Annotated in this window: 16 protein-coding genes, 1 tRNA gene and 1 pseudogene; 14 read left to right on the plus strand and 4 right to left on the minus strand. The window is 40.5% G+C overall.

The genetic code is table 11. From position 1 onward, the window contains the following. The first annotated feature begins 500 nt into the window (after positions 1–500). The 13 genes from D0T56_RS14330 to D0T56_RS14390 all read left to right on the plus strand — a co-directional run bounded on the left by D0T56_RS14330 (position 501) and on the right by D0T56_RS14390 (position 13,081). Positions 501–863, plus strand: a complete 363-nt coding sequence (locus tag D0T56_RS14330) for a GntR family transcriptional regulator (RefSeq protein ID WP_163320850.1) — start codon at positions 501–503, stop codon at positions 861–863. A 216-nt stretch (positions 864–1,079) separates the two neighbouring features. Next, positions 1,080–1,796: a 4-hydroxy-tetrahydrodipicolinate reductase gene (dapB, locus tag D0T56_RS14335; protein WP_163320851.1), complete on the plus strand. Its 717-nt coding sequence runs from the start codon at positions 1,080–1,082 to the stop codon at positions 1,794–1,796. 17 nt (positions 1,797–1,813) lie between these two features. Next, positions 1,814–3,337 (plus strand): signal peptidase I, encoded by a 1,524-nt coding sequence (lepB, locus tag D0T56_RS14340; RefSeq protein ID WP_163320852.1) that lies wholly within the window; start codon positions 1,814–1,816, stop codon positions 3,335–3,337. Positions 3,338–3,458: 121 nt separating this feature from the next. Further along, complete coding sequence (gene lepB / locus D0T56_RS14345) at positions 3,459–4,448, plus strand: signal peptidase I (protein WP_163320853.1); 990 nt, start codon at positions 3,459–3,461, stop codon at positions 4,446–4,448. A 24-nt stretch (positions 4,449–4,472) separates the two neighbouring features. Then, positions 4,473–5,105: a WbqC family protein gene (locus tag D0T56_RS14350; protein ID WP_163320854.1), complete on the plus strand. Its 633-nt coding sequence runs from the start codon at positions 4,473–4,475 to the stop codon at positions 5,103–5,105. A 130-nt stretch (positions 5,106–5,235) separates the two neighbouring features. Then, positions 5,236–6,468 carry a nucleoside recognition domain-containing protein gene (locus tag D0T56_RS14355; protein WP_163320855.1) on the plus strand — a complete coding sequence of 411 codons (1,233 nt, stop codon included), beginning with the start codon at positions 5,236–5,238 and terminating at the stop codon, positions 6,466–6,468. Between the two features lie 88 nt (positions 6,469–6,556). Next, entirely contained in the window at positions 6,557–6,985 is a 429-nt protein-coding gene (gene ybeY / locus D0T56_RS14360; protein WP_163320856.1) for an rRNA maturation RNase YbeY, read from the plus strand. Then, the gene (locus D0T56_RS14365; protein ID WP_163320857.1) at positions 6,982–7,836 is read left to right on the plus strand and encodes an alpha/beta hydrolase; all 855 of its coding nucleotides are present in this window, start codon (positions 6,982–6,984) and stop codon (positions 7,834–7,836) included. Before ybeY ends, D0T56_RS14365 begins: the two co-directional genes overlap by 4 nt. Before the next feature lie 598 nt (positions 7,837–8,434). Beyond that, positions 8,435–9,373 carry a citrulline utilization hydrolase CtlX gene (ctlX, locus tag D0T56_RS14370; protein WP_255491185.1) on the plus strand — a complete coding sequence of 313 codons (939 nt, stop codon included), beginning with the start codon at positions 8,435–8,437 and terminating at the stop codon, positions 9,371–9,373. Positions 9,374–9,404: 31 nt separating this feature from the next. After that, complete coding sequence (rocD, locus tag D0T56_RS14375) at positions 9,405–10,640, plus strand: ornithine--oxo-acid transaminase (RefSeq protein WP_163320858.1); 1,236 nt, start codon at positions 9,405–9,407, stop codon at positions 10,638–10,640. 175 nt (positions 10,641–10,815) lie between these two features. Next, the gene (locus tag D0T56_RS14380) at positions 10,816–10,992 is read left to right on the plus strand and encodes a histone H1 (protein ID WP_163320859.1); all 177 of its coding nucleotides are present in this window, start codon (positions 10,816–10,818) and stop codon (positions 10,990–10,992) included. A gap of 274 nt (positions 10,993–11,266) precedes the next feature. Beyond that, the gene (locus D0T56_RS14385; protein ID WP_163320860.1) at positions 11,267–11,815 is read left to right on the plus strand and encodes an RNA polymerase sigma factor; all 549 of its coding nucleotides are present in this window, start codon (positions 11,267–11,269) and stop codon (positions 11,813–11,815) included. A 3-nt stretch (positions 11,816–11,818) separates the two neighbouring features. Continuing rightward, positions 11,819–13,081, plus strand: a complete 1,263-nt coding sequence (locus D0T56_RS14390; protein WP_163320861.1) for an outer membrane beta-barrel protein — start codon at positions 11,819–11,821, stop codon at positions 13,079–13,081. A 32-nt stretch (positions 13,082–13,113) separates the two neighbouring features. Here the strand turns inward: D0T56_RS14390 and D0T56_RS14395 are convergent, their stop codons facing one another. Together D0T56_RS14395 and D0T56_RS14400 are read right to left on the minus strand one after the other, a co-directional pair. Continuing rightward, complete coding sequence (locus D0T56_RS14395; protein WP_163320862.1) at positions 13,114–14,103, minus strand: glycosyltransferase family A protein; 990 nt, start codon at positions 14,101–14,103, stop codon at positions 13,114–13,116. A 13-nt stretch (positions 14,104–14,116) separates the two neighbouring features. Then, positions 14,117–15,559, minus strand: coding sequence for a lipopolysaccharide biosynthesis protein (locus tag D0T56_RS14400; protein ID WP_163320863.1), 1,443 nt, complete (start codon positions 15,557–15,559; stop codon positions 14,117–14,119). Positions 15,560–15,835: 276 nt separating this feature from the next. Here D0T56_RS14400 and D0T56_RS14405 point away from each other — a divergent pair. Further along, positions 15,836–15,908 (plus strand) — tRNA-Lys (locus D0T56_RS14405). A 66-nt stretch (positions 15,909–15,974) separates the two neighbouring features. On the opposite strand, the gene D0T56_RS14410 is transcribed toward D0T56_RS14405, so the two are convergent. Continuing rightward, positions 15,975–17,198, minus strand: coding sequence for a peroxiredoxin (locus D0T56_RS14410; RefSeq protein WP_163320864.1), 1,224 nt, complete (start codon positions 17,196–17,198; stop codon positions 15,975–15,977). 706 nt (positions 17,199–17,904) lie between these two features. After that, positions 17,905–18,758: pseudogene (locus tag D0T56_RS14415) on the minus strand (hypothetical protein); the annotation flags it as partial.

Genomic DNA, 18,758 nt, shown 5'->3' on the forward strand with positions numbered 1-18,758 from the left:
CAAAGTATCTGCCCTTATTTTGTTCCCCGTTTTAAAGTTAAAATTTGGGAAAAGATATACTATTGTAGAATACTAAGTTTTTTTGTACCCTTTCAAATGCAGTATTTATCTGTTTTTTGTGATTTTTCTAAATATTAATTTTTGTGTATAAATATTTTTTTATAGAATTGTATAATAATTATTCATGCGAATCAGTATTTGAGATAAGTTGGATTTTTCCCGTTCTCTGGGGTTTTTGTAACTCCGGAGTTATTATTTTCCGGATTTTAAATCCGGGTAGTAGCCAAGCATGGGATTGCAAATCCCATGCGACGACAAAATTACAGTTGTAGGGGTGAAAAATTTTTCACCCGATGTATGTAAATATTTGGGCGTAAGATTTTACGCTCCTCTTTCGAGTAGACCAGAATCTGAAAAACGTCGAAATTAATCCGACATTTTTCAAATACTGGTTGGCATTATTTAATACGAACTTTATTCTATGATAAAATTAATTTAAAATGGATTTTCACAAAAACAAACCTATCTATATCCAGATTGTGGATATTCTTGCTCAAAAAGTAGTCTCGAAAGAATGGACTAACGAAATGAAAATACCGACGATAAAAGAATTGGCCAAGAGTTTGGATGTAAATCATAATACATTGATGCGTTCTCTTGAATATTTGCAGAACGAAAAAATCCTTTTTGCAAAAAGAGGGGTAGGGCTGTTCTTGACACCAGACTCGTATGCGAATGCATTGGCTCTTATGCGCAGAAATTTTTATGATACACAGGTTCCCGAATTTTTCGAAACTATGAATACCTTGAAAATAACTTTGGGCGAAATGATAGATTTGTATAAGTCGAATAAAAAGAAATAAAATTGATGGAGGCATTTAGGCTTTTTCGTTTTATTCATCCTGAGTGAAACAAGGGTCTGTGTTTTGTACCTTTTGTTACAGTCCCTCTACCAATCACATTAAAATATTCGGGTGTTTGCCCTAACTTCGTTATCTGCAATTCATTTTTTTGCGTACATTTGTGATATTTTGGCAGATAATGTAAACTAATTAATTGGAATATTTATAGTAGGATATATGAAAATAGCATTGATAGGGTACGGAAAGATGGGTAAGACCATAGAGCAAATAGCTTTACAAAGAGGGCACAGCATTTCGATAATAATTGACGAAAATAATAAAGAAGATTTTGATTCGCCCATTTTCAAGGATAGTGATGTGGCCATCGAATTCACAGCTCCATCAAGTGCTTTGGCAAATTATATGAAATGTTTCGAGGCTAATGTTCCTGTGGTTTCGGGAACAACGGGTTGGCTGGACAATATTGACAAGGTGAAGGAGGCTTGCGAAAAAAACGGACAAACCTTTTTCTATGCTTCAAACTTCAGCTTGGGTGTGAACATATTTTTTGCTTTGAATAAACATCTCGCAAAGATTATGAATCAGTTTACCGACTACAATGTGAAGATGGAAGAAATACACCATATTCATAAACTTGATGCCCCAAGCGGAACTGCCATTACACTGGCCGAAGGGATTATTGAAAACGTGGACAGAAAATCTTCGTGGAATCTGGAGGAAGAAAATTCTGCCTCCGATGTGGCAATTCATTGCATACGTGAGGGAGAAGTTCCCGGTATTCACGAAGTCATGTACGAGTCGGATGTGGATGTGATCAGCATTAAGCACGATGCGAAAAGCCGCAACGGATTTGCTTTGGGTGCTGTTGTGGCAGCCGAATTTGCTCACAACAAGAAAGGTTTTCTGGGAATGAACGATATGTTGAAATTTTAAGAATACAACAAAATATTATGGAGGGTAGTAACAAAAAGAAATTGTCTTTTTCCGAACGCATAAAAAATGCGCCAAAGAGCAAATGGATTAAATTCGGCATAATGGCAGTATTGTGCTTGCTGTTTGTTTATTGGTCCGATTATTATTTGGTGCTGATCTTGATACCGATATTTTTCGACAGTTATATTCTGAAATATTTTCCGTGGGCTTTCTGGAAAAAATCGAAAAATCCGACTTTCCGCAAGGTTATGGATTGGGTGGATGCCATTGTTTTTGCTTTGGCTGTTGCGTATGTGGTAACAACTTTTTTCTTTCAGAACTATCAGATACCTTCTTCTTCGCTCGAAAAAACTTTGCTCGTGGGAGACTTTTTGTGTGTGAGTAAGGTTAGCTTTGGAGCCCGTTCGCCAATGACACCTCTGTCGTTTCCGTTGGCACAACATACGCTTCCTTTTTTCAACACAAAATCGTATATTGAAAAACCTCAGATCGAATATAAACGGTTGAAAGGAACAGGACAGGTTAAGCGGAGCGATATTGTTGTCTTCAATTATCCTTCGGGCGATACGGTTGCCCTGCACAAGCAGAACCAAGACTATTACGCTTTGTGTAAAGAATATGGCCGGGATGTGGTTTGGAGCAATAAGCGTGAATTTGGCGATATTGTTTATCGTCCGGTCGACAGGCGTGAGAATTATGTGAAACGTTGTGTTGGTCTTCCCGGCGAGTTTATCGAATTGAAGGACGATGATATTTATATCAATGACAATAAGATTGCCCGTCCTAAGAACATGCAGCTGTATTATTACATTCAAACTGACGGTACTGCCATTTCCAAGAAACTTTTTACTGAATTGGGCATATCGGAAGAAGACTATGTTAAGATAGGGTTCTATTCGACAAAGGAATTAATTACAAATAATCCGAATACAGTGATTCCCGATAGCATTTACCGTGATCTCGGATTTGAAGTAAAAGACGGTGGAAATGTTGGGAATATACACACTCGCGTTTCTTTGACTCAGGAAATGGTCGACATACTAAAAAGTAAGCCTTTTGTGTGGAAGATAATCACACAAAACAGTTACTACAAAAAAATGGGAAAACTGACAGGCCATAAAATTGAACAGGATTTCGTTTATCCGCTGACTTATAACCTACATTGCCAATTTGGTGATTTTCCTAAATTGTGGATTCCGAAGAGTGGTGCGACTATCAAGTTCGACACTGATGTAGACTATAAAGTGGCGGCTTATGAAAGATGTATCAAAAACTATGAGCATAACGACTTCAAATATGAAGACGGTAAGGTTTACATAAATGGTCAACCGGTTGATTCATACACTTTTATATACGACTATTATTTTATGATGGGTGATAACAGGGACAACTCGGCCGATTCGCGTGCTTGGGGTTTTGTGCCTGAGGATCATATAGTTGGTCGTCCGATGTTTATCTGGTTGTCGCTCGATAAGGACAAAGGATGGTTTAGCGGAAAAATTCGTTGGAACAGGTTGTTTACCAGTGCAATAAAGGATTAATTTGTGAGACAATGTAGGGGCGTATAATCATACGCCCGAAATGAAAACCCCTACACTCCAAAAATGCAATATTGTAGGGGTGGGGCTCTGCTCCACCCGTGCAACAAACAAAAAATAGCAAATGAAGCAAAAAATTTCAAAGATAATATGGTCTGTTAGCAAGGTGTTTCTTCTCACTTTGCTCGTGGTGCTTGTTATCCGTACTTTTTTTGTTGAGTCTTTTTCTGTTTCTTCGGCTCAGATGGAAACCGCTTTGCTGAGAGGCGATAAAGTGTTGGTCGACAAAACCGCTTATGGCATCCGTATGCCTGTTACGTGGCTTGCTGTGCCTTTCACTTTCGATTCTTTTCTGGGCATGAAGTCATATTCTTCTGCTGTGCAGACCGGCTATCACCGCTTATTTGCAAAGCAGGTCGGGCGGAATGAGGTGGTTGTTTTCAACAATCCTCTCGAAACCGGAAAACCCCTCGACAGGCGAAACCTTTGCATCAGCAGGTGCGTTGCCGTTCCCGGCGATACGGTTACGGTTGATGGCTACAATTATCTGATAAACGGGAAAAAATATGTCACTTCGCCCGATTTTCTGATGAGTTTCAAGTTCAGAAAAGAAATTTCTGACAAGGTGAAAGGTGTTATATCTTCGTTGAATATTCCTTTGCGGAATTTTCAGTCGCAGCAAGATTACGATTATGCTTCATTCAACAGGTATGAGGTATTTCTCATAAACCAGAATTTTAAAGATTCGATACAAGTTGAATTGGCCGAACCTGAGGTTTCGAGGTATCAGATCTTTGTCCCTCGGAAAGGGGAAGTTATAGAATTGACTGGATCGAATATCCCGATGTATAAAAATATCATGATTTCGGAGCTGGGAAATAGGGTTTCTTTTTCCGAAAACAGTCTGAAAATTGACGGAAAAGAGGCAAAAACATACAGTTTTCTGTTCGATTATTACTGGTTTTTGTCCGACAATGTGGATGATTCTGTCGATTCCCGCTATTTTGGGTTCATTTCCGAGAAAGATATTATCGGCAAAGCCTCGTTCATTTGGAATAGTTCGGATAGTGCCGGCATCCGTTGGAACAGAATTTTTACGTGGGTTAAAAACTAGAGTAGGGGGGAACGATTGCAGATTATGAGTATTTTTTTGTCGACAGCCTATTTAGCACCCATCGAATATTATTCCAAATTTCTTGTCTCGGATAAGATTTATATAGAAAAGCACGAAAACTATCAGAAGCAATCCTATCGCAATCGTTGCACGATTTTGTCGGCCAATGGGAAGATGCCCCTTTCGGTTCCTGTTGTTCATTCTTCGGCTCTAAAATGCCTCACGCGCGATATTCGCATCGCCGATCATGGCAATTGGCAACATGTGCATTGGAACGCATTGGTTTCGGCTTACAATTCCACTCCTTTTTTTGAATATTATCAGGACGATTTCCGGCCTTTTTACGAAAAAAAATATGATTTTTTGTTCGATTTCAACGAAGAATTGCAGAATCTGGTGTTGGACTTGCTCGACATTGACGATGTGAATATCGGTTACACAGATTTTTACCGGAAAGAGTTGGACGGAGCAGATTCCGATTTCAGAGATACAATTCACCCGAAAAAAGATTGGCAACAACTTGATAATGAATTTATATCTGTGCCTTATTATCAGGTTTTTGAAGACAGGTTTGGTTTTACTCCCAATTTGAGTATTGCAGACCTCCTTTTCAATATGGGCAATGAGAGCCAAATAATTCTAAGACAGAGTATTTAAATAATCGAGGCGCAAAAATTAGGAATAAGAGCCTGTCTGAAAAGTTTTCTTAATAAATTATCCTTGATGTTGAGATACTTTGAGCAATATATCTTATTTTTGATTTTATTTTGTCTTAATAATTTGTACTATGGTTCTTAACTACATTTGGGTGGGGTTTATTCTGGTTGCTTTTGTAGTGGCTGTTGCCAAGCTCATCTTTTTGCAAGATTACGATACGATTATAAAAGTTGTCAATTCAACATTCGGATCAGCCAAAACAGGCTTCGAGGTGTCCCTTGCGCTTACAGGCGTACTTGCCCTCTGGATGGGATTGATGAAAATCGGTGAAAACGGAGGTATGATAAAACTTTTCTCGCGTGCCATTTATCCGCTATTCAAAAGGCTTTTTCCCGAAATTCCGAAGGATCATCCCGCAAGCGGCTCCATGTTGATGAATATCTCCGCTAACATGTTGGGGCTGGATAATGCCGCCACTCCGGCAGGATTGAAGGCTATGCAGGAATTGCAGGAAATAAATCCCGATAAAAGCAAGGCATCCAATTCGATGATCATGTTTTTGGTGATGAATGCTTCAGGCTTAACGATAGTTCCGGTTTCGGTAATGGCAATACGGGCGCAGGCAGGTGCAGCTAATCCGGCCGATGTGTTTATACCTATACTTATTGCAACTTTTGTGGCAACTCTTGTCGGGGTGCTTGCCGTTTGCATAAAACAGGGCATTAATATTTTCGATAAAGTAATACTTGGCACTTTTGGCGGGATTGCTGCTTTGATTGCAGGAGTCATGTTCCTGTTTCAGAACATGTCGACAAAACAGGTTGAACTTGCGTCCAATTTTGGTGCGAGTTTCATTTTACTCACAATAATCGTTCTTTTCGTTGTCAGCGGGATAAGGAAAAAAATAAATGTATATGATAGTTTTATAGAAGGAGCAAAAGATGGATTTGCAGTTGCGGTGAAGATTATCCCGTTTCTGATCGCAATTCTTGTTGCGGTTGGCATGTTCAGAGAATCGGGAGCAATGGGCTATCTGCTCGATGGACTGAAATATGGTGTTTCGGCTCTCAATTTCGATACCCGTTGGGTAGATGCTATGCCAACAGCCATTATGAAGCCTCTGAGCGGAAGCGGTGCACGAGGCATGATGGTGGAAGCGATCAGAACGTTCGATGTCGATTCTTTTGCTGCCCGCCTGTCGGGAGTGTTTCAGGGAGCAACAGACACCACATTCTACATTGCAGCCGTCTATTTTGGTGCGGTCAACATAAAAAACGGAAGGTATATGATTCCTTATGCGCTTCTGGCCGATTTGGCAGGTGTGATAGCGGCTATTTTTGTGGCGTATATGTTTTTCGGATAACACAATACCCCCTTCTGAGCTCCCCGAAAGGGAGGGATTTGATTTAGCAATTACAGAAAAATTTGTAACTCGTAACTAATAAAAGTATATGGCAATCTTATTTCAGAATGAAGAAGTAAAACTTCCCCCGATAAAAAGGAGAATTATTTCGCAATGGATCAAACAAACAGCTGCATCTTACAACAAGGCGGTGGGTGATGTTGCATACATCTTTTGTTCGGATGAAAAAATACTGCAAATAAACCGGGAATATTTGCAGCACGACTATTACACCGACATCATTACTTTCGATTATAGTGAAGATAACATTATTTCGGGAGATATATTCATAAGCCTTGATACTGTGAAATCCAATTCGGAGCAGTTTGGTACCGATTTCATCGACGAATTGCACCGGATCATTATTCATGGAATACTCCATTTGTGCGGCATTAACGATAAGTCTCCGGAGGAAAGGAAGCACATGACTCAATGCGAAGACGAAGCTCTGAAAAATCTCAAATTAATTATATCATGAAAAAAGTAGTATTATTTCTTTCCCTTTTCTTTTTTGTGTCCGGAGCAAATGCTCAGGAGGTGATAAACCTGTGGAACGGAAACCCTCCCACAGATAACGGACTGTCCGGTCTAAAGGAAATACCCGTTATGAAACGTTCTGCTGATGTTTCCGAAGCGGATATGACAGTCTATTTAGCCGATAAAAAGCTGAATACAGGCAAAGCTGTTATCATTTGTCCCGGAGGTGGATATTCCGGTTTGGCAATGGATCACGAGGGGGTTCAGGTGGCTCAGTGGTTGCAACAACAAGGCATCACCGGCATTGTATTGAAATACAGGATGCCCAACAAACATAAAGAAGTTCCTTTGGATGATGTTCAACAGGCATTTCGCATTGTTCACAGCAGAGCAAAAGAATGGGCAATATCTCCCGATAAAATCGGTATTGCCGGATCTTCTGCCGGAGGACATCTTGCGGCTACGGCATCCACTCGTTTCGTATCGACAGAAACCAGGCCTGCATTTTCCATCTTATTTTATCCTGTCATTACAATGAAACCGGGAGTGACTCACGGTGGTTCAAAAAATAATCTTCTCGGAGATAAACCATCAGTTTCCGACTTGTACATTTACTCCAACGAAAATCAGGTGAACGCTTCAACGCCTCCAACAATTTTGCTTTTGAGCGATGACGATAAAGGTGTGATTCCAGAAAATAGCATATTGTATTACGAAGCCTTGAAGAAAAACAACGTTCCTGCCACTATGTATATTTTCCCGGTCGGAGGACATGGTTGGGGTATGAATAAGAGTTTTAAATATCACAACGAAATGTTGGCTCTACTGAAGCTTTGGTTGGAGAGCATCTAATAGAAATTGTATCGAATAAAGCGTTATTTTTGATGTAAAATGTAGGGGCAAACGATTACCCCCCTGAAAATATACAAATCTTGTTCTCTGGGGTTTGTAACCCCGGAGTTGTTATTTTCCGAATTTAAAATTCGGGTAGTAGCCAAGCATGGGATTGTAAATCCCATGCGACGAGAAAATCAGTGCTCCCCTTTAGGGGGTGGGGTTGTTTTCTAAAATTGAGGACTTTTGAGACACTTCCGACAACAAAAGATTGTAAATCCCATGCGACGAGAAAACTGGTATCTCGTGCCTTGTTTACTAGGAAGTCATCTAGACTTTTTAAATTATACTTAATTTTTGAGTTTTTGTCATGTTGAACGTAGTGAAACATCTAAAAAACAGATCCTTCGATACTCTCAGGATGACAAAATTGAATAAAACGAAAAAGTCTAGACGGTTACTAGATATAGATGCTTCGTTACACTCAGCATGACAAAAGAAAAAAGTTTGCGTTCATTGTACCTTTGCGGTTTGCCTAATTTAAGAACCAACTAACTAATATAATCGGCTAAAAACAAGCTATAATGTTAACATATAAATTTTAGGATAAAATATCATGATAAGACAAACAACAAATACGCTGTTGATGATTGAACCCGTTGCTTTCAACTACAATGAACAAACGGCATCGAATAATCATTTTCAGAAGAATGACCCGGTGGAACCGGATAAAATTCAGGAGATGGCTTTGTCTGAGTTTCGGAATATGGTTGGCATACTGAAAGAAAAGGACGTAAACCTGTATGTTGTTCAGGACACATTAGAACCCCATACGCCCGATTCTATTTTCCCGAACAATTGGATATCTTTCCATAGCGACGGACGGATTGCCGTGTATCCGATGTTTGCCGAAAACAGGCGGTTGGAAAGGCGTAGCGATATTCTCAACCAGATGGTGAAAGACAAATTCGTTATCCTTGATATAGCCGATTATACTGCATCCGAAGCTGAAAATAAATTTCTTGAGGGAACGGGCAGTATGGTTTTCGACCGTGAAAACAGAGTGGCTTATGCAGCTATTTCGAAGAGAACAGATGCAGAGTTGTTCTTCCGTTTTTGTAGGGAGTTTAATTTCCGTCCGGTGAGTTTTCATGCTCATCAAACTGTGAATGGTGAACGAAAACCTATCTATCACACCAATGTGATGATGTGCATAGGCACTAAGTTTGCTGTTGTTTGCCTCGATGCAATTGACGATTTGGACGAAAGGAAACAAGTGCTCGAATCTCTGACTTTTACCGAAAAGGAAGTCATTGAAATATCGGAAGATCAGATGCACCAATTTGCGGGGAATATGCTTCAGGTGGAGGATAATGCCGGCAAGCATTTGTTGTTGATGTCGCAGGCGGCATACGATTCGCTATCTTCCGATCAGACGGACAAACTGTTGAAACACGTCGAGATTGTGAGCATTCCCATCCCTACTATCGAAAAATATGGTGGAGGGAGTGTCAGGTGCATGATTGCCGAGGTATTTATCCCCAGGAATGTGTAATTTTGAAAAACAGACCATAAAAACCACAGATATGAATACAAAATTAACTGCAGCCTCGTTGATGGAGCTTGAAGACCAATACGGGGCACACAACTATCACCCGCTTCCTGTTGTGCTCGACAGTGGCGAAGGTGTTTTTGTTTGGGATGTGGACGGGAAACGCTATTATGATTTTCTTTCCGCTTATTCGGCTGTAAATCAGGGGCACTGTCATCCCAAAATTGTCAATTCGCTTGTAGAACAGGCAAAAAAGTTGACATTGACTTCACGAGCTTTCTACAACAGCAGGTTAGGGGTGTATGAAGAATTTGTGACAAAATACTTCGGTTTCGATAAAGTATTGCCGATGAATACGGGTGCTGAGGCTGTTGAAACCGCACTTAAATTGTGCCGCAAGTGGGCTTATGAGAAAAAAGGTTTGGAAAAGGATTCTGCCCAAATAATTGTCTGTGAAAACAATTTTCATGGGCGCACTACCACAATAGTTTCTTTCTCGGTCGATCCTGATGCCTACAACAATTATGGGCCTTATACTCCCGGTTTCATCGTCATTCCTTACAATGATGTTGTTGCTCTGGAAAAGGTATTAACAGAAAACGAAAACGTAGCAGGTTTCTTGGTCGAACCTATTCAGGGAGAAGCCGGGGCTTATGTTCCTGACAATGACTATTTGAAACAATGTTACGACCTTTGCCGGAAAAATAATGTTCTTTTCATTGCCGATGAGGTGCAAACCGGCATTGCCCGTACAGGTAAACTTCTGGCTTGCGACTATGAGGATGTGAAACCTGACATACTGATATTGGGTAAGGCGCTTTCGGGTGGAACTTATCCTGTTTCGGCCGTACTGTCACGCAACGAGATTATGGAGGTGATTCATCCCGGACAGCATGGATCTACGTTTGGAGGCAATCCCATTGCTGCCTCTGTGGCTATTTCTGCCCTTGAGGTGGTGAGGGACGAAAAACTTGCCGAAAATGCCTTTGCCTTGGGCGAAATATTCAGGAATGAAATGAAACAGTTGTGCGATGATAGTAAGATCGCTTCATTTGTTAGGGGAAAAGGACTTTTAAATGCTCTTGTTATAAATAACGAGGGGCACAAAGACCTGGCATGGGACATTTGCCTGAAACTTGCCGAAAATGGATTACTGGCAAAACCAACGCATACCAATATCATTCGTTTTGCTCCTCCTTTGGTGATAACCGAAGAGCAATTGCAAGAATGTATCGAAATAATTAAAGATACGGTAAAAAGTTTCGGATAGAAATACTGTGTGTGGTACTGCTCTAAATATCAGTTGCATAGTGTTAATATTGGGGTTGGAAAAAGGATTCGGAAAATAATTCGACAAAAAATTTTTATTACAAAAAACAAAAAAGCCGTTTTGATTGTTTCTTTATCATGTTATATTTGTACGAATTTTTAAAATCAAGAGAATTATGAAACAATTACTAGAAAACTTAAACCAACTTATTTCGGACTTTACTAAGGATGCGGCTTTGCAAGTTGAAAACGGCAATAAAGCTGCAGGAACGCGTGCAAGAAAAACTTCTTTGGCTATCGAAAAAGCATTGAAAGAGTTTAGAAAAGTATCGGTAGAGGAATCTAAGAAATAAGACAAGGTTCGCTATTTGGTAAAGAGAGGTTATAGAGATATTACCTCTTTTTTTGTTTATATAAAACGGAGCAACACCTGACTGCTGAGTCTCCAGATCCTTCCCCCTTTTTTCCGCCCTCACTTCATCCTCTTTATATCGAAATTGAAAAGTTAAACAATTTAAAAAGAGAAAATAAAATGAATAGTCAAACTATTTTTAGATAATATTATTGTCGGGATGCAGCTTTTCGATTTATAAAAACATCATAGTAAATAGAGAGTGTCGGTTACGAATGAATGAAAAATTATTAATTGCCAGATGTAAACGTGGCGAGTCGCAGGCTTATAGAGAATTGTATGAGCTGTATGCGCCTGCAATGATGAGTGTTTGCATGCGGTATGTGAATAATAAGGAAACGGCACAAGATCTGTTGCAGGAGGGTTTTATCAAAATATTCACCAAGATAGATACTTATTCCGAAACCGGCGCTTTCTCGGGGTGGATAAGGCGTATATTTGTTACCACGGCCCTTCAATATCTGCGCAGTAACGATGCTCTCAAACAAAGTGTAGATATAGAAGAATGTGAGGGTTATATCAATGACATGGATTTTTCCGCTTTAGACCAAATTTCTGCCGACGAACTGATGGCATCCATCGCAGAATTGCCCGAAGGATATAGAACAGTGTTTAACCTGTTTGCCTTGGAGGGATACTCTCATAGCGAAATTGCGGAAATGCTGGGCGTGAAAGAAAGCACTTCCCGGTCGCAATTTGTAAGGGCAAAAAAAATATTGCAGAAGAGACTCGAATCTCTGGTAATTGTAAAAGAAACGAAGTAGAATATGACAGGTGATAATAAAGAACAGCTTGATCGTTTCAGCGAATACATGAGACAAAGATTGGATGATCATCAAATGAAAGTTGATGACTCCTGTTGGAACAATATAGAGTCTCGGTTGAAACCGGCTAAGCGGAAAAACTTGAGATGGATTGTGTTTTCTGCGGCAGCGGCAGTCGTATTGTTGTTGCTTTTGGTTGTGCCATACATTTCAGATACTTCCAAAATTGAAGAAATGGCTCAGGTTACGGGTAAAGCGGAAGTTCATGAAATTGAAGATATCTCCGAAACTTTAAACGTAACTCCACCGGAGAGTAAACCGCAAGAAAATGATGCTGCGACAGCAACTCCTCTTTTGCATAAATCGAAAGAAAAGCAACCCGATGCTGTTTCTAAAAATTCTTCGTCTATCGTTTCCGCTCCTATACCCGATATTGAAAGAGGAAATGATGTTGGTGTTGTCGATAAATCGGATGTCACCGATAATGACATAGATAGCGGAATTGAAGAAAATGGAGTAGAGAAAAAATATGAGTATGTAGATTTACCGGACAATTCTTCTAAAATACCGGTTTTCAGAATGGAAAAAGCAAAGCAAAATAATTGGGAACTTGGTCTTTCTGTCGGGTCAACAAGAAATGAAAACGATATTGATTCGGAAATATACGCTTATGCCAGTAAGTACAGTCCATCTTTAGCAAATGGTAAGGTTGAAGATTCATATCTGGGATGGCAAGAATCAAGTATTGCCGAAAATTTGTCTGATGCAACGCACAATGCGCCATTGTCGTTCGGAATCACTGTCCGCAAAAACATAAGCAACCGCATTGCTTTGGAAAGTGGATTGGTATATACTTATTTGTCCTCCAAATTCAAAGGGGTAGGAGGTTCCCGCAGCAGTGCCAAGTCGGAGCTGCATTATTTGGGTGTACCTCTCAATGCCGTGTTTTATCTCTACAATCAAAAAAAATGGAATGTCTATCTGGCGGGGGGAGGAATGGTTGAGAAGGGTCTGCGCTTGAAATATTCTCAAAACATGGTTTTCAGTAACAATAAAGGTGAATCTACCTCCGTGAAATCGAGTGTCGATGGTCTTCAATGGTCTGTAAATGTTTCCGCAGGTGTGGCATATCGTGTTTATGGAGGATGGAATATTTATGTGGAACCCAAACTGTCGTATTTCTTCGACAACAATCAGCCTATAAGCATAAGAACGGATAACCCCTTTTCCGTCGGACTTGGTGCCGGTATAAAATATGATTTTTGATAAAATCTGGTATTCGTTGTGAAGTAGAATATTTATTTAGTCCTGTCATAGAGCAGTTTCAGCAGGTTTTTGAGGCTGTCTATGGTGGGGGCGACAGGAAGTTTAAGAATTTGTGGATAGGCGTGCCTTTCTTTGCAGGCGAAAATCCAGCGAAAGCATATTGTAGCCAGAAACATATCTTTGTTGTATGTTTCTGTTTTTTTGTTTGCTTCGGCTAGTTTTTTCATCCAGGTCCTTAGTTGGCAGAAGTATTCTTTGTCCGACATTTTTTCCGGATTCCGGTTCGAGGCTATTTTGTTATGTATTTCCAGTTCTTCTTCTGTTGCGTCGATGCCCAACCCCAATAGTTGCCGTTTATAGACCTTTTTGGTGAGCGAAGTCATCAAGTCTTCCTTTTTCTTGCTCTCGTTGCTCTGATGCCATCTGTATTTTATCAGGTGGGCAGGAATATTGCATACTTTGTATCGGAGTGCAAGCAGCGACCAAAGGTTGTAATCTTTAGCCAAGGGAAAATTGATGTCGTAAGGATTATCGACAAGTATTTCCTGGCGAAACATCATGCTCGACTGTATGAAGCAATTGGCGAAGAGAAGAGCGCATTTTATTTCTTCGTATTTAACCGTCAGGTTCATTTTCTTCAGGTAATTTCCATTCGCATCAATCAATGTGCCCCAGGTTCCGCAGAGTGCATAATCGGGATTATTGTCCAGAAAATGAACTTGCGTATAAAGGCGTTCAGGGAGTGCAAGGTCGTCGTTGTCCAAATAAGCGATATATTTCCCTGTTGAGGATTCGATCAGTCGTCTGCGGGTCTTTAAAATGCCTATATTTTCCTCGTTCTTGTAATATCTGATGCGTTTGTCGTCGTAAGACAGGATAATGTCTTCGCTTCCGTCTGTCGAAAAATCGTTGACAATGATCAGTTCGAAATCAGAAAATGACTGTTCGAGTATGCTGTCGATAGCTTCCCGAAGATATTTCTCGGCATTGTAAACAGGTATGAGTACTGATACTTTAGGCATAAGTTGTTTGAGTTTATATCTTTTTCAGTTTGAGCATGGAAAAAAGTTCCTTTATTATTTTCGATCCCAGTATATACGTCACTCCGATGTAAACTCCCGCTGTAACTATTATTTCAAGAATGAGCAGTAGCAGTAGGTTGGTTATGAAATAGGTCAGCGAAAATCCCAGTGCGATTGAAAAAGCGGCTATACAAAGGTATGGCAGGATATCTTTCAGGTATTCCGTCAGTTTGTATCCTATTATTTCCCTGACTCTGAAAAAATTTATCGTAAGCGAGATGAAATTGGTTAGAGCGATACCCATAATCACTTCATACAAACCCCACTTGAGCGAAACGGCCAATATGAAGATAATAACTATCAGCGAAGCATACACAATTTCTGTGATGAGTATGTACAGGGATTTGCCTGCGGTTTTCAACAGGTTTGTGTTCAACGTGTTCAGTGTGAAGAATATGCCGCAAAGCGACAATATTTGCAGTGCTTGTACTGATGCCGCCCACTTGTCGCCTAAAGCATAAATTATGAAAGGGCGGGCGGTGAGCATCAAACCCATAAAGAAAGGGAAAATGAGAAATGAAGATACCCGTGTTATTTTCCTGAAAATCCTTTTCAACTCTGCGTCACTTTCTATTTTCGACATCATCGGAAAAGAGACATTAAGTATTGTGCCCATAAACATATCCAGACCCGAATTGTAGAGGCGGTTGGCTGTTTCGAAGACGCCGGCGGATGCTATTCCGAGATATTTGCCTATGAAGCTGGATGTGCTGCGGGAGGTGAAAGTGTATATCAGGCTGTGGGCAAGCAGATTTCCTCCGAATCGGAATAGATCTTTGAATGCTGTTGTCGAGAAAATGAATTTAGGTCTCCATTTGTTTCCCAACCATAAGAAAATGGTTTTACATGCAGGGTGAATCACCAATTGTGCGGCTAAAGCCCAAATCCCATGTCCCCGATAGGCTAAGATGAGGGCAATGGTGTATGATACAATAATTGAAATGACGTTTATTTGTGTGTTCAGCTTATAATTCATTGCCTTTATGACCTGTGTGCTTTGCACCATTCCAAAGGCATTGAACAGGAACATCAGGAAGATAACGCGTGATAGTGGCACAAGTTTTGGCTCGTCGTAGAAATTGCCTATGACAGGAGCCAGAAAAAAGAGAATTACATACAGAACGGATGCTGAGGCAATATTGAACCAGAAGACGGTGTTGTAATCATCTTCCGTTACATCTTTCTTTCTTATCAGCGCTGCTGAGAAACCACTTTCCGTCAGGGCATTGGCTCCGTAGGCAAAAATAGATAAAATGGCAATTAATCCATAATCGCTCAAATGTAGGATTCTGGCCAAGAAAATTCCGGCAAAAAATACGAATAGTTGTTGGAATGATTTTTCCAACCCACTCCATTTCAGTCCGGATATGGTTTTGTCTTTAAGCGAATCAGACATTATGCGTTGATTATATTTCTAGTTCTATATTTAAAAATCAAAGATACAACTAGATTTTTATTTAAAAGATTAGTTGTCTGTGTAAACTGAAATTATGCTTATAAGTGTTTGATAATTCGTTGTTTGCTACTTGTGCTATAGGGTGTTTTGTAGCTGATTCGAGTCATAACTACTAATGGCGACGTATATTTTTGTAAAAAAACAGTCCGAAAATTTTTTATTTTTGAAATAATCCTATATCTTTGCACTCGCTTTTAAGATAAAAGCACACTAGGAGATTCCGTAGCTCAGCTGGTAGAGCACATCACTTTTAATGATGGGGTCCTGGGTTCGAGCCCCAGCGGGATCACTGAAAAACAAAAAAGGTCACCAATTTTGGCGACCTTTTGCTTTATTCATACATTTTACTTGTCCATCAATCCTTCACCAATTCTTTCAGTTGAGCGTAGCGTCCACGGACGATACCTTCACGGTCGGTAAGTATGTAGGTAGGAGTTCCGACAATCCCATAATTGCGGAAATTCTCTCCATCGAAGCCTTTAAAATCACAAAATTTATCCGTCCAGGGAAGTTTTGCTGATGTTTCTTCGTGAACCTCCCGTCCGATATCGGCAGCGATGGATATTATTCGTATGTTGTTGTCAGAAAGTAGCTTATATTTGCTTTTCAATTGCTCTAGTTCGTAGTGACAACTGCCACACCCTGTTTCGTAAAAGATAATCAGGCTGTTTTTAGGAAGAAAAGAAGTGCCGCCGACTTTTATTTCCGGTGCAAGTTGCCCGTTAAGAGGCATAGTCAGGTATTCCGTGCCAAGTTCTGCGAGCAGATAATCTTTGCCATATTTACTGAACGTGCGGATGATGGTCTGGGTCACCTCCCTGCGCATAGGAATGTCATTTCCGCATCTTTCGAGCATATAGCGACTGTCATCTAACAAAAGGCTGTCGTTTGCCGAAGTCATTTGTATCCATGAATCGAATATGGGTTGCCAAAATCCGCTTGTGTAGAGGTCTTCGAAACTTACCTTACGGGTGATAAACTCCCTTTGTTCTGTCAATATATCTTCCTGCGAAATGTTGAACGAACTGCCTACACCTGTTAGGCAATTGAGTATTTCTATTATTCGTGCGGCATATAGCGGATTATCGTTTATCTGTTTGCGGAAAAGTAGATAGTCGTTTTCCACTCGTTTTTCTGGTGAGGGAAAGATTAATGGTTGAGCTAGGTTTGGATCAATAGCCTTGCCGTATTCCTCTATAATTTTGTTTTGACGGGTAAAGGCATCGAGCAGAAAATTGTTTTCAACAGAACCATTGAAAGATGGATTTGCTTCCACTGAGTCGGGTTCGCTCATAAAAACCTTTTCATTCCCGTTGACGATGATATTCCATATTTTGGCATACTCACGCACCGAAAATCGACCAACACCACGATAATTTTCGGGTAGGGAGATGGCGGCTTTGCCCTTTGAGTTTAGCCTTCCGGTGGCGATTGTATCTTGCTTTGATCCTTTCAACAGGCAGAAATAATAATCCCTGCCAGCATAGTAGGGTAGTTGCACGTCAATTGTTTGGGCTGCAACTCCGAAAGTGGAGAGGGAAAGTAGTATTCCTGCAATATATAAAATTCTTATTTTCATTATTCTTTTATTATCAAGACGAATCAGTATTTGAAAAGTGTTCTTTTCTATTGTATAATATATCCTGCGCGCAATCATATAGATTGCTTGCATTCCTTTTGCCCCAAGCCGCAAAAGGAATCAAAAAGGCTTTCTGTGACCGCGGCTTCTTGCCGACCCACAAACAGCTTATAAGCTGAACAAAAAATAACTCGCACCAAAAGACTGCTAGAACCAGAATGGTTTGGCTATGCTCAAACAGCTTTTTGTTCTGGTCGCTTATTTTCGCTGTGTGGGTACCCCATCAATCAGCCAAATGTCACGTTTGCTCCCGTCAGGCGAAATGGCATCTGCTTCGCAGGCGGGGACACGTTAAGCGAAACAAGGCGTAAAATAGAAAGCTGTTTGAGCGAAGCGAGTTCTTTCAATTTAGCCTGTGAGATTGTAACGGGTCGCCGAGAAGCTAAGCCTTGACTTTTTGGTTCGTTTTGTGTCAAGACAAAATGAACATTTCAAGTAGCGAGAGCAGAGCCAAGTTTACTTAGGCTATGCCGAGTCACGAGAAATGACTAATGCAATTGAACGAAGGCAAACTTTCGAAGAAAGTGCGCCAGAAAGAACGCCGAAAATAAAAGAACATTCTCAGGCAGACCAAAGACCTGCCCCTACATCCCGATTTTCGGGTAACGAAACCCGAAAGGACGAGGGGAGTGTAGGGGCGGGGTGTTTACTCATTCTTCACACAACGTACTGCAAAGCCGTTGGCGCGGTCGTGACTGTTGGCTGGAATAATATTGCTATTGTCGAAATACAAGTAATATGCACTAGTACTACTAATACTACTACTCCAATAAAAACCGTCTGTACCTTGAGTGTAAAGTAGACCGTCGCTATGATTTCGGAGACCACTCGTAGGTAAAAAAAGTGTTGCTGTAGTACCATCTGGCTTAATTTCATAGCCTCGTATACCGGTAATGGGGGTAGCAGTTCCACCATACCAAGACCATGTGTTGGCTGTTGCTGTTTCGGGTGATCCTGAAATGGTTCCGCTTTTGTATATAGACCCCCATTCGTCTTGAGAGGGTAAGCGCCAAGCTGTTCCGGCATCAGTACAAGCTGCATTCCCATTATTTTGTCCATCAGTTCCTGTATGCCAGAATTCCTGATAAGTTCCATCCTCTTTGTAATGTGCGCATGGGTCATTCTGTACGAAACGGGAAGTACGCCATAGTTGATCAGCTGAGGCCTGATCTTTTGGACTCCAGTTAAATGGGGAAGGCACGTTATAAATAAATTTTCCGTACCAAGCAGATGAATTTTTCACTTGATCTAGAGGACGAGAGGCGTCATTAGACGAACAGCGTGAACCGGAAGCTATCTCCGCACTTGTCATACCTGTATATAACATGCTGTTTAAAGCCGGATTATTTTTCTGATGTCCATCTGGAATACGTCCCCACTGAAAAAGGCTTCCGAAAACATTTTCTTCCCCAGTTATGTAGGTATGTCTATTTATTATACCATCAGCATTGTTGGTGTAAGAGCCAATATTGTAACTCTTTTGACTTGATATAGTACTAT

Source organism: Dysgonomonas sp. 520, from assembly GCF_010501095.1.
GTDB lineage: Bacteria > Bacteroidota > Bacteroidia > Bacteroidales > Dysgonomonadaceae > QVMP01.